This window comes from Agrobacterium sp. V1, from assembly GCF_030518355.1.
GTDB lineage: Bacteria > Pseudomonadota > Alphaproteobacteria > Rhizobiales > Rhizobiaceae > Agrobacterium > Agrobacterium cucumeris.
Window position 1 is genome coordinate 12499 of sequence record NZ_JAULSF010000001.1, and the last position, 15560, is coordinate 28058.

Consider the following 15560-nt stretch of genomic DNA (forward strand, 5'->3'; position numbering starts at 1 on the left):
AATCCAATTCTTTCAGGGGGCAACCGTGATCAAATCTGAACTGGTGCAGATCGTTGCTGCGCGTAACCCGCACCTTTATCACCGTGACGTGGAAAACATCGTCAATGCGGTGCTGGATGAAATCACCGATGCCCTGGCGGGTGGAAATCGTGTCGAGCTTCGTGGTTTCGGCGCATTTTCGGTGAAAAACCGACCTTCACGTTCGGGGCGGAACCCGCGCACGGGCGAATCGGTTTTCGTCGAGGAAAAATGGGTGCCTTTCTTCAAGACGGGCAAGGAGCTGCGTGAGCGCCTGAACCCTGGAATGGGTGACGAAGAAGAGGACGATTGATCGTCCCTGACGCAGGACGCCGGAAACGAAGCCGGCGGAACCCCGCAGCGATGGAGTAATGTCGGATGTCGAAAAAAATCATCAACCTCATCATCCTGCTTCCGTTGGCGATCATCCTCGTCATCCTGTGCGTGGCCAACCGTCAGGCCGTGACGCTTGCACTCAATCCCTTCCGTCCCGATGACGGCGTTCTGTCCTTCACCGCGCCATTTTTCGTGTTCCTGTTTCTGGCCGTCATTTTTGGCGTGTTGCTGGGATCGGCAGCCACATGGTTCGCGCAGGGCAAACATCGCAAACGCGCCCGTATCGAAGCCAGGGAAGCGGTTCGCTGGCACGATGAGGCGAACCGCCAGAAGGCGACTTCGGCCGCTCAGCTTCCGAATGCGGGCCAACTCCCGGCAAAGTGATATAGCCGACAGTCGTTCCGGCTCTAGTCGAGCGGCGTGCGGAATGCTATTTGCTGCGCCATAAGACGCGGGCAGAAGCGGAAAGATTTCCATTGAAGAAAAAAGACAGCCGGCCGGGCAATCGCGCACGTGCCGGGAGCGAGAAAAAACAGGTTCATGCCGCAAAGCCGGCGCGACACGCCGACGCAGCGCCGAAAAAGCGCGAACCCGACGCGGTTCGAAGCGTGCCGAAACCTGCACCGAAGGAGAAAGTTGCTGCCGCACCGGCGATTGAGCAGGCGCCTGCGCGGCCCCTCAAGCAACGCACCGGAGAACGTCCCGCAGAACAGGTTCCGGTCATTCTGGAATCGAGCGGTGCCGGCGATTTTCACCTGATCGACAGCGGCAATGGCCTGAAGCTCGAACAATATGGCGACTACCGCATCGTCCGTCCCGAGGCGCAGGCGCTGTGGCAACCGTCGGTCCCCGACCGGGTGTGGCAGAATGCCGATGCCATTTTTACCGGCGATACGGATGAGGACGGCATGGGCCGCTGGCGCTTTCCGAAGACGGCGCTCGGTGAAACCTGGCCCTTGTCCCTGCTCGGCGTTGAATTTCTGGGCCGCTTCACGGCCTTCCGGCACGTCGGCGTCTTCCCGGAACAGATCGTCCATTGGGAATGGCTGAAACATGCCGTCGAGACGGCCGACCGGCCGCTGAAAGTGCTGAACCTCTTCGGTTACACCGGTGTCGCCTCGCTGGTTGCGGCCGCCGCGGGTGCTGAAGTCACCCATGTCGATGCTTCCAAGAAGGCGATTGGCTGGGCCAAGGAAAATCAGGCGCTTGCCGGGCTTGAACAGGCGCCCATCCGCTGGATCTGCGAAGATGCGATGAAATTCATCCAGCGTGAGGAGCGTCGTGGCAGCACCTATGACATCATCCTCACCGACCCGCCGAAATTCGGCCGCGGCACCCATGGCGAGGTCTGGCAATTGTTCGACCATCTGCCGTTGATGCTGGATATCTGCCGGGAAATCCTCTCACCCAAGGCGCTCGGCCTGGTGCTGACGGCCTATTCCATCAGGGCCAGTTTTTATTCGATGCACGAGTTGATGCGCGAAATCATGCGTGGCGCCGGCGGCGTCGTCGCGTCAGGCGAGCTCGTCATTCGTGAGGCCGGGCTCGACGGCAAGACGCCGGGCCGGGTGCTTTCCACATCGCTGTTCAGCCGTTGGGAGCCGAAATGATGAAAGATATGCGCGAAAACACCACGCGCCGGGTTGGCCAGGTCAAGGAAGTGACCAGCCTCGCCAATCCCATCATCAAGGATATCAAGGCGCTCACCCAGAAAAAGGGCAGGGAAGAGACCGGCACCTTCATGGCGGAAGGCTTGAAGCTGGTCATCGATGCCCTCGAACTCGGCTGGACGATCAAGACGCTGGTTTACGCAAAGGCCGCCAAGGGCAAGCCGCTGGTAGAGCAGGCGGCAGTCAAGACGGTAGCGTCAGGCGGGCTGGTGCTCGAAGTCAGCGAAAAAGTCATCGCCTCGATCACCCGCCGCGACAATCCGCAGATGGTCGTCGGCATTTTCGAACAGAAATGGGCCTCTCTCAGGGATATTCGCCCGGAAAAGGGCGAGACCTATATCGCGCTCGACCGTGTCCGCGATCCCGGTAATCTCGGCACCATCATCCGCACCGCCGATGCGGCCGGCGCTTCCGGCGTCATTCTGGTTGGTGATTGCACCGATCCCTTCTCGCTGGAAACCGTTCGTGCCACCATGGGTTCGGTCTTCGCCATGCCGGTGGCCCGCGCCTCGGTGGAAGAATTCCTCTCCTGGAAAAAATCGGCGCAGGTCAGTGTCGTCGCCACCCATCTCTCGGGTTCCGTGGATTATCGGAAGATCGACTATGCCGGTAAGCCGGTCGTGCTTTTGATGGGTAACGAGCAATCCGGTCTGCCGCCGGAACTGGCCGGCAAGGCGGATCAGCTGGCGCGCATCCCCCAGCAGGGCCGTGCCGACAGCCTCAATCTCGCCATCGCAACCGCCGTGATGCTTTTCGAAGCACGGCGCCATCTCCTCGAACTGGCACCGGTGAAGTAATGGCCAAAGCGGCTTTGTTTTCGAAATTCGGCCCGGCCTTTGCGCTGATCATCGCCGCACTGGTGCTGGACCAGATCGTCAAGCAACTGGTCGAAGCCTATCTGCCATTGCAGGAGATGGTACCAGTCATTCCGTTTCTGGCGCTTTACCGCACCTATAATCTCGGCGTCGCCTTTTCGATGCTATCGGACATGCAGGGCTGGTTCATCGTCAGCATGCGGCTCGTTATCGTTGTCTTCGTGCTCTGGCTGTGGCGCAAGACGGCGGCAGACCGCACCTTTGCCCATCTCGGCTTTGCCTTCATCATCGCGGGTGCTGCCGGCAATCTTCTCGACCGGTTCTTTTATGGACACGTCATCGACTACATTCTGTTTCACACGCAGACATGGTCCTTCGCTGTGTTCAATCTCGCCGACAGTTTCATAACCATCGGTGCAGCCTGCGTCATTCTTGACGAATTTCTGCACGCCCGGGCGGCTAAAAAGTAAAATTTTAGGGTTTGCACCAAACATATCAAAACCGCTGCCATGGTAGCGGTTGCATATGAGCGAACTGGCAAAACTTCGAGAAAAAGTTTCAGACGGGCTTGGGCTGGCGCCCGTAGCGGCGCAGCCGGAGGATCGTGTCGACGCAACAAGGCGGCATGCCGGCACGGAACACGAGATCGGCTCAGGGCCGATTTCCCTTTACGTTGCCATTTCGTTGGCGGTCGGCGCATTTGCCGCTGCGCTGATTGCGCTAGCAGTGCCCTATGTGATCACCGTTGCCCTGGCCTCCTTTTTTGGCGCCGTGCTCGTCGGCGTCCTTCTCTATGCGCTGTTTGGCAAAACGGTCCGAAATACAGACGCGCTGACCGAGGATTTGGATGTTCGGCTGCGGCAGACGCAGAACCGCTCGCTGATCGCCGAGATGCAGGAAGCCATGGGTGATATCGTCGTCATCCGCAATCTGGATAGGCGTATCGTTGAAGCGAACCGGATCTTTCGTGAAATGACGGGATGCTCGGCCCCCGAAGGGTTGAGTTGCGAGGAAATCGGCATTGCCTTCCGTCCAGGCGACAAGGTTCACGCCTATGACGTGGAAATTGCCACCCCTTTCGGACAGCGCATCTTCTCCTGGCACGATGTGGTAACCCGCGATCTGGCCAGCAGCCGTCTTCTCATCAGCAGCATCGCCAGAGATGTGACGGAAGAGCGGCTTGCGCTTGCCGAAAGGGAAGACGCCCGTTTGCGCGCCGAAAAGGCCGATGCCGAAAAGGCAAGGCTGCTTGCCACGGTAAGCCATGAAATCCGCCTGCCGCTTTCCGGCATGCTCGGCATGAACCATCTGCTGTCACAAACGAAGATCAACGAAGAGCAGCGTAATTATCTTGATGGCATGAAGCAGTCCGGCCAGTCGCTGGTGCAGCTCGTTGAGGATCTGCTGGATTATTCGACCATGGAAGCGGGCCGCTTCAAGCTCAATCCGCGCGCGGAAAACCTGCGGCGGTTGATCGAGAGCATTGTCGAGATGCTGGCGCACCGCGCCCACGAAAAAGGGATCGAAATCACCTCCTTCGTCAGCCCTGACGTGCCCGATTATCTCGATTTCGATCCGGCAAGACTGCGGCAGGTTCTGTTCAATCTTCTCGGAAACGCCGTCAAATTCACCCGCGAAGGCGGGGTTGTCATCCGGGCGCGCATGGTCGATGGCGAATTGCAGGTGACCGTTGAGGATACCGGTCCGGGCATGAGCGAGAGCGAACAGGCCCGTATCTTCGGTGAATTCGAGCAGGCAGGGCCGATGTCGCAGCGAAGTGCCGGCACGGGCCTCGGTCTTGCGATTTCCGCCCGCATCGTGCGGGAATTCGGCGGCAGCCTTACGGTTTCGAGCCACAGGGGGAAGGGCAGTATCTTCACGCTTTCGTTCCGCCCGGGCGGCGCCCCCGTTGCAGTTCCGGATCCTGGCCGGCGTCGCTGTCTGCAACACACCAATGTCCTGCTGATTGCGCCCAGGGGCGTGGCTGGGGCGGTGACGATGGAGGCGATAGAGGCGTTTGGCGGCAAATGTGTTCTCATTCATCAGCCGGAAGATCTGCAAAAGCTGCAGGATGGGGCAGCTGACCTTAGCGCCGATCTCACCGATATCATCGTCGACCGGCGCGTTTCACTGTTGTTCAGGGATGCCCTGAAGGATTGGCCGCAGCAGAATGTTCGCCGCACCCTGCTGGTGAGCCCGGAGGAACGGCCTTCGACGATGCATGTCTCCTTCGACGCCTGGCTGATCCGACCACTGCGCGAAAAATCGCTGATCGACGTCCTCTGTGGCCGCCTGCGCGGCATAGAACGCCGCGACGCGCTGAACGACAACCACCCCGATGTGGGCTTTTCATCACGGTTGAAGGAAGGGGCAAGTGGCGTCGAAATTCTCGTTGCCGAGGATGATGCCGTCAATGCGCGCATCATCCGGGCGGTCCTGGAGAAGAGCGGCTATATCGTTCGTGCCGTCGATGATTTTCAGGCCCTGCGGCAGTCGTTGGAGCTGGGTGCTGCCCGTTTGCCGCATCTCGTCATCTCGGATCTCAATATGCCGGGTGGCGAGGGGCTTGAGGTGCTGCCGGAACTTCTTGGCATGTTGAGGGGTGAGAGAAATATTCCCGTCATCGTGCTCAGTGGTGATGCCAGCGCCGACACGGCTGAAATCCTGCTGAAAGCCGGTGCAGCCAAGGTTTTGACCAAGCCAACCGACCCGAGACAGCTGGTTGAGGAAATTCGTCGTATGCTGGAGGCGAAACGCCTTTCGCCATAATAGCTTGACAGACTCGCGCTGGCGTCATTTTGTCACTATTCTGTCGTCAATTAGTGATTTATGACAGGAAAATTCTTTGGTGGCGGAGCGATTCCCCATGGTTGCCGAAATCTTCAATCACGACATTTGTGAAAACAATGTTGTCATTCCCCCGCGCCCTGAGTCCACTCAGGATAATGAGGGTCTTTTCGGTCGTATCGGCACGCTGGAAACCCGGCTCGCGAGGAATGAGCGCGAGATCGATGCCGCGCAATCCGTGCGTTACAAGGTTTTCGTTGAGGAAATGAATGCGCGCCTTCCCGCTGAGGCGATGCGGCGCAAGCGTGACATCGACGCCTGGGACAGTGTCTGCGACCACCTGCTCGTACTGGACAAGGCAATCGAAGGTGACAGCGAGGATCAGATCGTCGGCACCTATCGTCTGCTGCGTCAGGAAACGGCGCTCGCCAATAATGGTTTTTATTCCGCCAGCGAATTCGACATTGCCGGGCTGGTTGCGCGCCATCCGGGCAAGCGCTTCATGGAGCTTGGCCGCTCCTGCGTGCTGCCGGAATATCGCACCAAGCGCACGGTCGAGCTTCTGTGGCAGGGCAACTGGGCCTATGCGGTGAAACATCGCATGGACGCCATGATCGGCTGCGCCTCCTTCCCCGGCGTGCAGCCGGAAACCCATGCGCTGGCGCTCTCCTTCCTTCACCACAATTGCGTTGCGAAGGGCGAGTGGGAGGCTTCGGCGCTTCCCGAGCTTTACCACGAGATGGACCTGATGCCGGCGGAGGCGTTGAACACCCGCAAGGCGCTGAACGCCATGCCGCCGCTGATCAAGGGCTATATGCGTCTTGGCGCCATGTTCGGTTCCGGCGCGGTGGTGGACCATGCCTTCAACACCACGGATGTTCTCGTGGTTCTGCCGGTCACATCCATCGCCGGCCGCTATATCAGCTATTACGGTGGCGAGGCCGAGCGCATTAACGGCTGATCGGCTTTTTGCCGGATGTTCCTGTGGGCAGCGGGCCTGCGCGTGTTGTCTTGGGGCGGGCATTCCCGCTAGTGTCGGCGCTCGTTTTCCGCAACACGATATGACATCGGCAGGCCATTGACGGACGTTCTGACAACCGCTTCCCTGATCTCGGAGGAGAGCCGCGCGACGGCCACTCCGATGATGGAACAATATATCGAGATCAAGGCGAATAATCCGGGTTCGCTGCTGTTTTACCGCATGGGCGATTTTTACGAATTGTTCTTCGACGATGCGGTTGAAGCCTCCCGTTCTCTGGGCATCACGCTGACAAAACGTGGCCAGCATATGGGGCACGATATTCCCATGTGCGGCGTTCCCGTCCACGCGGCGGATGATTATCTCCAGAAACTCATCCTGCGTGGTTATCGCGTCGCCGTCTGCGAGCAGGTGGAAGATCCCGCCGAGGCGAAGAAACGTGGCTCGAAATCCGTGGTCAAGCGTGATGTGGTGCGGCTTGTCACGCCCGGCACGCTGACCGAAGAAAAGCTGCTGTCGCCGACGGAATCCAACTATCTGATGGCGCTTGCCCGCATTCGTGGCAGTGCCGAGGCACAGTTTGCACTGGCCTGGATCGATATTTCCACCGGCGTTTTCCGGTTGGCGGAAACCACGCTGACGCGGCTTCTCGCCGATATCTGGCGCATCGACCCGCGTGAGCTGATCGTTGCCGACAGCCTGTTTCATGACGAGGAGCTGCGGCCGGTCTTCGACGTTCTTGGCCGCGTGGCGGTGCCGCAGCCGGCCATTCTTTTCGACAGCGCCACGGCGGAAGGGCGGATCGCCCGTTATTTCAACGTCTCGACGCTTGATGGTTTTGGCACGTTTTCGCGGGTGGAAATGGCTGCCGCTGCCGCTGCCGTCGCTTATGTCGAAAAGACCCAGATCGCCGAGCGTCCGCCTCTTGGTGCGCCGGAACGCGAAAGTGCTGCCTCCACCCTCTTCATCGATCCCGCCACCCGCGCCAATCTGGAGCTGGTGAAGACGCTATCAGGCGAAAGGGACGGATCGCTGCTGCATGCCCTCAACCGCACGGTCACGGGTGGTGGTGCCCGGATGCTGGCCGAGCGGCTGATGTCGCCGCTCACCGACCCGGACAAGATCAATGCCCGCCTTGATGCGGTGGCCTATCTCATCGATGACGTCTCTCTCTGCGATGACCTGCGCGACGCCTTGAAACATGTCGCGGATATGCCGCGCGCATTATCCCGCCTTGCGCTGGAGCGCGGCGGCCCGCGCGATCTCGGCGGTATCAGGCAGGGGCTGGCTTCGGCTGAAAAAATCGCGACTATTCTCGATGGCGGGTTGCTGCCGGATGAGTTGGCGACGGCTCTCAAGGATCTGAAAGCCTTGCCGGGCGGGCTGGAAGCCATGCTCGGCTCGATGCTCGCCGACGACCTGCCGCTTCTGAAGCGCGACGGCGGTTTCCTGCGTGACGGCGCCAATCCCGAACTTGACGAGGTGCGGGCGCTGCGCGACCAGTCGCGCCGGGTGATCGCCGGTCTGCAGCTGAAATATGCCGATGAGACTGGCATCAAGTCACTGAAGATCAAGCACAATAACGTTCTCGGTTATTTCATCGAGGTGACGGCGGGCAACGCCGATGTGATGATGGCGACGGATGAGGCCAAGGCGCGCTTCATCCATCGTCAGACGATGGCGGGCGCCATGCGCTTCACCACCACCGAGCTTGCCGATCTCGAAAGCCGCATCGCCAATGCCGCAGCGCAGGCTCTGACCATGGAGCTGGAAGCCTTCGCCCGCATGGTCGAGGCCGTGGTGCAGCAGGCCGAAGCGATCAAGGCAGGTGCTTTCGCACTCGCAGTCATAGACGTCGCCTCAAGCCTCGCCTATCTCGCCACCGAGCAGGCATATTGCCGCCCGATTGTCGATGCCTCCATGACCTTTGCGATCAAGGGCGGGCGTCATCCGGTCGTCGAACAGGCGTTGCGGCGGCAATCGGCCGGACCCTTCATCGCCAATAATTGTGATCTTTCGGCCGTCAATGGTGGCAAGAACGGTGCAATCTGGCTGCTCACCGGCCCGAACATGGGCGGTAAATCGACCTTCCTGCGCCAGAATGCGTTGATCGCCATTCTCGCGCAGATCGGCTCCTTCGTTCCTGCGGAAGCCGCCCATATCGGCATCGTCGACCGGCTGTTTTCCCGCGTCGGCGCTTCCGACGATCTGGCGCGCGGCCGTTCGACCTTCATGGTGGAGATGGTGGAAACCGCTGCCATCCTCAATCAGGCGACGGATCGCTCGCTGGTCATTCTGGACGAGATCGGCCGTGGTACTGCGACCTTCGACGGTCTTTCGATTGCCTGGGCGGCGGTCGAGCATCTGCACGAGGTCAATCGTTGCCGTGGTCTCTTTGCCACCCATTTCCACGAGTTGACAGTTTTGTCGGAAAAACTCGGTCGCCTCTCCAATGCCACGATGCGGGTGAAGGAGTGGGAAGGCGACGTTATCTTCCTGCACGAAGTCGGACCAGGTGCAGCGGATCGCTCCTACGGTATTCAGGTCGCACGGCTTGCGGGCCTGCCGGCATCGGTGGTGGAGCGTGCTCGTGAAGTGCTGACGAAACTGGAGGATGCCGACCGTAAAAACCCCGCCAGCCAGCTGATCGATGATCTGCCGCTGTTCCAGATCGCCGTTCGCCGCGAGGAAACCCGCAAGGCCGGACCATCGAAAGTGGAGGAATCATTGAAAGGGATCAATCCCGACGAAATGACGCCACGTGAGGCATTGGACGCGCTCTATGCGTTAAAGAAAGAACTTGGCAAGGCTTGAACTTTTTGCGCGTCGAATTTTCCGAAAACCGCTGACACTTTTCGGTTCGATGCGGAGACTGCCTGTCCATCGCCTTTAAAACTCGCTATAGGACACTCCCATCGCAAGCGGTGGGATCTCCCACAGGACATGGATACCGGCATAGATGGCCATCAAGGACCTGGATTTTTCCGAAATTCTCGATGTCTCGGCGCTGAAGCGCGACTGTGACATCATCTTTAAGGAAGATGGCAAGCGCATCGCCGATGTCAGGTCCGACCTTCTGCCGCTGTTTCGCAAGGCCAGCACGGAAGGCCGGGAAAAGGTCCGCGAACTGCTGAAGGCTGATGGCAGCGGCATTGATTGCGCCCGCCGCATTTCCTGGCTTCAGGACCGCCTGATCGAGACGCTTTATGATCTCGCCTGCCAATATGCCTATCCGAAGGATGCCCCGCAGATCGCGGTGGCGGCCGTCGGTGGTTATGGCCGCGGCACACTGGCGCCGGGATCGGACATCGACCTCCTGTTCCTGCTGCCCGCGAAAAATACGCCTGATATGCACAAGGCCGTGGAGTTCGTGCTTTATCTGCTTTGGGATCTCGGCTTCAAGGTTGGCCATGCTACCCGGACAGTGGATGAGTGCATTCGCCTGTCCAAATCCGATATGACGATCAGGACCGCAATTCTGGAAGTGCGGGCGATCTGCGGCAAGAAATCTTTGACCGACGATCTGGAAAAACGCTTCGAGGCGGAAGTCGTCACCGGCACTGGCCCGGAATTCATCGCCGCCAAGCTCGCGGAGCGCGACCAGCGTCACCGCAAGGCTGGCGACACGCGTTATCTGGTGGAGCCAAACGTCAAGGAAGGCAAGGGCGGCCTGCGCGATCTGCACACGCTGTTCTGGATCGCCAAATATTATTACCACGTTCGCGATACCGCCGATCTCGTCAAGCTCGGTGTTCTGTCGCGGCGTGAACTCAGGCTGTTCGAGAAGGCCGATGATTTTCTCTGGGCTGTCCGTTGCCAGATGCATTTCATCACCAATAAAGCGGAAGAGCGCCTCTCTTTCGATATTCAGCGTGAGATCGCCGATGCGTTGAACTACCAGCCGCGCCCCGGCCTTTCCGCCGTCGAGCGCTTCATGAAGCATTATTTCCTTGTGGCGAAGGATGTGGGTGACCTCACCCGCATTGTCTGCGCCGCACTGGAGGACCGGCAGGCGAAGGATGTGCCGGGCCTCTCCGGCGTTCTCAGTCGATTCGCGCATCGTGTGCGTAAAATTCCGGGTTCGGTAGAATTCGTCGAGGATAGGGGGCGCATCGCGCTGGCCAAGCCAGACGTCTTCAAGAACGACCCGGTTAATATGATCCGGCTGTTCCACATCGCCGATATCAACAATCTCGAGCTGCATCCGGATGCCTTGCGCGTCGTCACGCGCTCGCTGTCGCTCATCAACGATACTTTGCGCGAAAGCGAGGAGGCGAATCGGCTTTTCCTGTCGATCCTCACCTCGCGGCGTGATCCTGCATTGACGCTTCGACGTATGAATGAGGCAGGTGTTCTCGGCAAATTCATTCCGGAATTCGGCAAGATCGTCGCGATGATGCAGTTCAACATGTATCATCACTACACCGTGGACGAGCACCTGATCCGCTCGGTCGGTGTGTTGTCCGAGGTGGATAAGGGCACGGCTGTCGATGCCCATCCGCTGGCCAACCAGCTGATGCCGGGTCTTGAGGAGCGTGAGGCGCTTTATGTCGCTGTGCTGCTGCATGATGTGGCCAAGGGGCGGCAGGAAGACCACTCGATTGCCGGCGCGCGTGTGGCCCGCAAGCTGTGCCAGCGTTTCCGCCTCACCGGCAAGCAGACCGAAACCGTCGTCTGGCTGATCGAGCAGCATCTCCTGATGTCCATGGTCGCCCAGACACGCGATCTGCACGACCGCAAGACCATCACCGATTTCGCCGATAAGGTGCAATCCATGGAGCGGCTGAAGATGCTGCTCATCCTGACGGTCTGCGATATTCGCGCCGTTGGTCCGGGTGTGTGGAACGGTTGGAAGGGACAGTTGCTGCGTTCGCTTTATTACGAGACGGAACTGCTGCTTTCCGGTGGCTTCTCGGAAGTCTCTCGCAAGGAACGCGCGCAGATCGCCCGGCAGGCGCTATACGACGCCCTCGACGACTGGGGCCAAAAGGCGCGGCGCAAATATACCAAGCTGCATTACGAGCCCTATCTGCTGACGGTGGCGCTGGAAGATCAGGTGCGCCACACCCGCTTCATCCGCGAGGCCGACAAGCAGGAAAAGGCACTGTCGACCATGGTGCGTACCCATTCCTTCCACGCGATTACGGAAATTACCGTGCTGGCGCCCGACCATCCGCGCCTGCTGTCGATCATAACAGGAGCCTGCGCGGCGGCCGGCGCCAACATTGCCGATGCGCAGATTTTCACCACATCGGACGGACGGGCGCTCGATACGATCCTCATCAACCGTGAATTTCCGATCGATGAAGATGAGATGCGGCGCGGCAACAATGTCGGCAAGCTCATCGAGGAGGTTCTGTCGGGCAAGCAGCGCCTGCCGGAAATGATCGCGACGCGCACCAAGAGCCGCAAGAAAAAAAGCGCCTTCATCATTCCGCCCTCGGTCATCATTTCCAACGGGCTGTCGAACAAGTTCACCGTTATTGAAGTCGAATGCCTCGACCGGCCGGGCCTGCTGGCGGATATGACGGCTGTCATCGCCGATCTGTCGCTCGATATTCATTCCGCCCGCATCACCACCTTTGGCGAAAAGGTCATCGACACCTTCTATGTGACTGATCTCTTCGGGCAGAAGGTGACTAACGACAACCGGCAGGCCAGCATCGCCACCCGCCTGAAGGCGGTGATGAGCGAACAGGAAGACGAATTGCGCGACCGCATGCCGAACGGCATCATCGCCCATCCCGACGTGGCTGCACTGCCGGCCGCGCGCACGGCAAAGGCTTGAAGCGCCCATGAGTCTGATCGGCAAGTTCGCCACCGTCGGCACCGCCACGCTCGGCAGCCGCATCTTCGGCTTCCTCCGGGAAACCCTGATGGCAGCCGCCGTCGGCACCGGCCCGGTGGCCGATGCCTTCAACGCCGCTTTCCGTTTTCCGAACACCTTCCGGCGACTTTTTGCCGAAGGCGCGTTCAACTCGGCTTTCGTGCCGCTTTTCGCCAAGGAAATCGAGGCGAACGGCATGGAAGGCGCAAGGCGCTTTTCCGAGGAAGTTTTCGGCGTCCTGTTCACCGTACTTCTGGCGCTGACAATCCTGATGGAATTGTCGATGCCGTTCATCGTGCGTACCGTGATTGCACCGGGCTTTCTCGAAGATCCGGTGAAGTTCGACAACACGGTGCATCTTGCCACCATCATGTTCCCCTATCTCGCCTGCATGTCGCTGGCGGCGATGATGGGTGGCATGTTGAACTCGCTGCACCGCTATTTCGCGGCTGCGATCGCTCCGGTTTTCCTCAACATCATCCTGATCGGCGTGCTCGCCTGGGCATGGTGGAAGAATTACGATCCCCTTCAGGTGGGTTATGCCCTTTCCTGGGGGGTGATGGTGGCGGGTCTGGTGCAGCTTGCCATCGTCTGGATCGCCGTGCGCAATGCCGGCATGCGTATCGGTTTCCGCAGGCCACGACTGACGAAGAATGTGCAGCGCCTTCTGGTCCTCGCGCTGCCGGCGGCAATTACCGGCGGTATCACCCAGATCAACCTGCTCATCAACACCAATATCGCCTCTGCTGGCGAAGGAGTGATCTCCTCGCTTGCCTATGCGGACCGGATTTACCAGCTACCGCTCGGTGTCGTCGGGATCGCTGTCGCCACCGTGCTTCTGCCGGAACTGGCGCGCGCCCTGCGTGGTGGCCATATGGTCGAGGCGGGCAGCCTGCAGAACCGTTCGGTCGAATTCGTGCTCTTCCTGACCTTGCCCGCTGCCGCTGCCCTTCTCGTCATGGCGGAACCGATTGTCCGTTTTCTCTATGAGCGCGGCAACTTTTCGCCGTCGGCCACCATCACGGTTGCGCAAATCCTCGGCATCTATGGTCTTGGCCTGCCGGCTTTCGTGCTGATAAAGGCCTTCATTCCGGGCTTCTTCGCCCGCGAAGACACCCGCACACCGATGATTTTCGCAGCAATTTCCGTGGTGGTGAACGTCTCGCTGGCGCTGACGCTGTTTCCGCGTCTCGGCGGTCCAGGCATCGCCATTGCCGAGATCACCGCCGGCTGGGTGAATGCCGCCTTGCTGTTTGCCATGCTGCTGTGGCGCGGTCACTGGCAGGTGGATATTCCGCTGCTTACCCGCATTCCGCGGCTGCTGCTGGCTGCCGCCCTCATGGCGGGCTTCGTGCACTATGCGCTGACCTGGCTGAGCTTCGAGCTATCTTCGGCCTCGTCGATTTTCGTTCGGGCCGGTACCATCATGGCTCTCGTTTTTGCTGCCATGCTGGTTTATTTCGTGCTGGCCTTCGCTTCGGGCGGCGCTGATATCGGCATGGTCAAGCGCGCCATTCGCAAGCGCGGGAAAAAGAACGCCGAGACGGAGGCAGGCTGATGTCCTTTGCCGGAAACCGCCGCATCGCCCTCGTCACCCTCGTTGTCGATGACTACGATCGGGCAAAGGCGTTTTATTGCGAGGTTCTGGGGTTTGAGTGCCTCTCCGATCAGCCGCTTGGCGATGGCAAAAGATGGCTGGTGGTGAAACCTCAAGGCACCGATGGCTGCGCCCTGTTGCTTGCCGAGGCCGATGGTGAACCGCAGCGGCTTGCCATTGGCAATCAGACCGGCGGACGTGTTGGGTTTTTCCTCAATACCGATGATTTTCAAAGCGACTACGAGACGATGCTGGCGCGCGGCGTGCGCTTTCTGGAAGAGCCGCGCCATGAGGTTTACGGCTCCGTCGCGGTCTTTATCGACCCATACGGAAATCGCTGGGATCTTCTTCAGCCGCGCGGCTGACATGCCCTGAAACCGCTTGATTGCGAGGGGCTGCGGGTGCATAAGCGCGTGCAATTCAAATCACGGGGCGGGGCCCTCCACAAGCCTTTTCGAGGACGACAATGAACGTATTCAAGCCGCTGGTTTTCTCGGGCGTCCAGCCGACCGGCAATCTGCATCTCGGCAATTATCTCGGCGCTATCCGCAAGTTCGTGGCTTTGCAGGAAGATAACGACTGCATCTATTGCGTCGTCGACATGCACGCCATCACTGCCCAGCTCGTTCATTCTGACTTGAAGGCGCAGACCCGCTCGATTGCGGCCGCCTTCATCGCCTCGGGCATCGACCCCGTAAAGCACATCGTCTTCAACCAGTCGGCCGTGCCGCAGCATGCGGAACTGGCATGGGTGTTCAACTGCGTGGCGCGCATCGGCTGGATGGAGCGCATGACGCAGTTCAAGGACAAGTCCGGCAAGAATGCCGAACAGGTCTCGCTTGGCCTGCTTGCCTATCCGAGCCTGATGGCCGCCGACATTCTCGTCTACCGCGCCACGCACGTTCCTGTTGGTGACGACCAGAAGCAGCATCTGGAACTGGCCCGCGATATCGCCCAGAAATTCAACATCGATTTCGGCGACCACATCCGCAATGCCGGTCTCGGCCTCGATATCAAGGTGGGCGACGAGCCGGTGCACGCCTATTTCCCGATGGTGGAGCCGCTGATCGGCGGCCCGGCGCCGCGTGTCATGTCTCTGAAGGACGGCACCAAGAAGATGTCGAAGTCCGACCCGTCCGACCTGTCGCGCATCAACCTGATGGACGACGTCGACGCGATCTCGAAGAAGATCAAGAAGGCAAAGACCGATCCCGACGCGCTGCCGAGCGAAGTGGAAGGCCTGAAGGGCCGCCCCGAGGCGGAAAACCTGATCGGCATCTATGCCGCTCTCTCCGACAAGACGAAGGCGGACGTTCTTGCCGAATTCGGCGGACAGCAATTCTCGGCCTTCAAGCCGGCACTCGTCGAACTTGCCGTCAACGTGCTCGCGCCGGTCAACAACGAGATGCGCCGCCTTCTCGATGACCCGACCCATATCGACGCCATCCTCAAAGAGGGCGGTGAGCGGGCGCGTACTATTGCCGAAAAGACGATGAACGAGGTGCGCGACATCATCGGCTTCCTGCGCTGA

The 15560-nt window shown here is 59.7% G+C and carries 12 protein-coding genes; all 12 read left to right on the top strand.

Annotation, left to right across the window (positions count from 1 at the left end; translation table 11 throughout):
• Position 1 precedes the first annotated feature (1 nt).
• The 12 genes from QSV77_RS00070 to trpS all read left to right on the top strand — a co-directional run bounded on the left by QSV77_RS00070 (position 2) and on the right by trpS (position 15560).
• Positions 2–331, top strand: a complete 330-nt coding sequence (locus QSV77_RS00070) for an integration host factor subunit beta (RefSeq protein ID WP_225245141.1) — start codon at positions 2–4, stop codon at positions 329–331.
• A 65-nt stretch (positions 332–396) separates the two neighbouring features.
• Positions 397–738 (top strand): LapA family protein, encoded by a 342-nt coding sequence (locus tag QSV77_RS00075; protein ID WP_142840913.1) that lies wholly within the window; start codon positions 397–399, stop codon positions 736–738.
• A gap of 92 nt (positions 739–830) precedes the next feature.
• Complete coding sequence (locus tag QSV77_RS00080; RefSeq protein WP_302731983.1) at positions 831–1964, top strand: class I SAM-dependent methyltransferase; 1134 nt, start codon at positions 831–833, stop codon at positions 1962–1964.
• A complete protein-coding gene (locus QSV77_RS00085) occupies positions 1961–2821 on the top strand; it encodes an RNA methyltransferase (protein ID WP_046799328.1) in 861 nt (286 codons plus the stop codon). Before QSV77_RS00080 ends, QSV77_RS00085 begins: the two co-directional genes overlap by 4 nt.
• A complete protein-coding gene (gene lspA / locus QSV77_RS00090) occupies positions 2821–3309 on the top strand; it encodes a signal peptidase II (protein WP_142840916.1) in 489 nt (162 codons plus the stop codon). The genes QSV77_RS00085 and lspA overlap by 1 nt, the downstream gene beginning before the upstream one ends.
• A gap of 55 nt (positions 3310–3364) precedes the next feature.
• Entirely contained in the window at positions 3365–5608 is a 2244-nt protein-coding gene (locus QSV77_RS00095) for a hybrid sensor histidine kinase/response regulator (RefSeq protein WP_302731986.1), read from the top strand.
• A 97-nt stretch (positions 5609–5705) separates the two neighbouring features.
• Positions 5706–6587, top strand: a complete 882-nt coding sequence (locus QSV77_RS00100; protein WP_302731988.1) for a GNAT family N-acetyltransferase — start codon at positions 5706–5708, stop codon at positions 6585–6587.
• 117 nt (positions 6588–6704) lie between these two features.
• Positions 6705–9419 carry a DNA mismatch repair protein MutS gene (mutS, locus tag QSV77_RS00105; RefSeq protein ID WP_368045847.1) on the top strand — a complete coding sequence of 905 codons (2715 nt, stop codon included), beginning with the start codon at positions 6705–6707 and terminating at the stop codon, positions 9417–9419.
• 145 nt (positions 9420–9564) lie between these two features.
• On the top strand, positions 9565–12393 hold the full coding sequence (locus QSV77_RS00110; protein WP_302731990.1) for a [protein-PII] uridylyltransferase: 2829 nt from the start codon (positions 9565–9567) through the stop codon (positions 12391–12393).
• Positions 12394–12400: 7 nt separating this feature from the next.
• Positions 12401–13990 carry a murein biosynthesis integral membrane protein MurJ gene (gene murJ, locus QSV77_RS00115; protein ID WP_225245102.1) on the top strand — a complete coding sequence of 530 codons (1590 nt, stop codon included), beginning with the start codon at positions 12401–12403 and terminating at the stop codon, positions 13988–13990.
• Complete coding sequence (locus tag QSV77_RS00120; protein WP_302731993.1) at positions 13990–14394, top strand: VOC family protein; 405 nt, start codon at positions 13990–13992, stop codon at positions 14392–14394. Before murJ ends, QSV77_RS00120 begins: the two co-directional genes overlap by 1 nt.
• Before the next feature lie 101 nt (positions 14395–14495).
• The gene (gene trpS / locus QSV77_RS00125; protein ID WP_302731995.1) at positions 14496–15560 is read left to right on the top strand and encodes a tryptophan--tRNA ligase; all 1065 of its coding nucleotides are present in this window, start codon (positions 14496–14498) and stop codon (positions 15558–15560) included.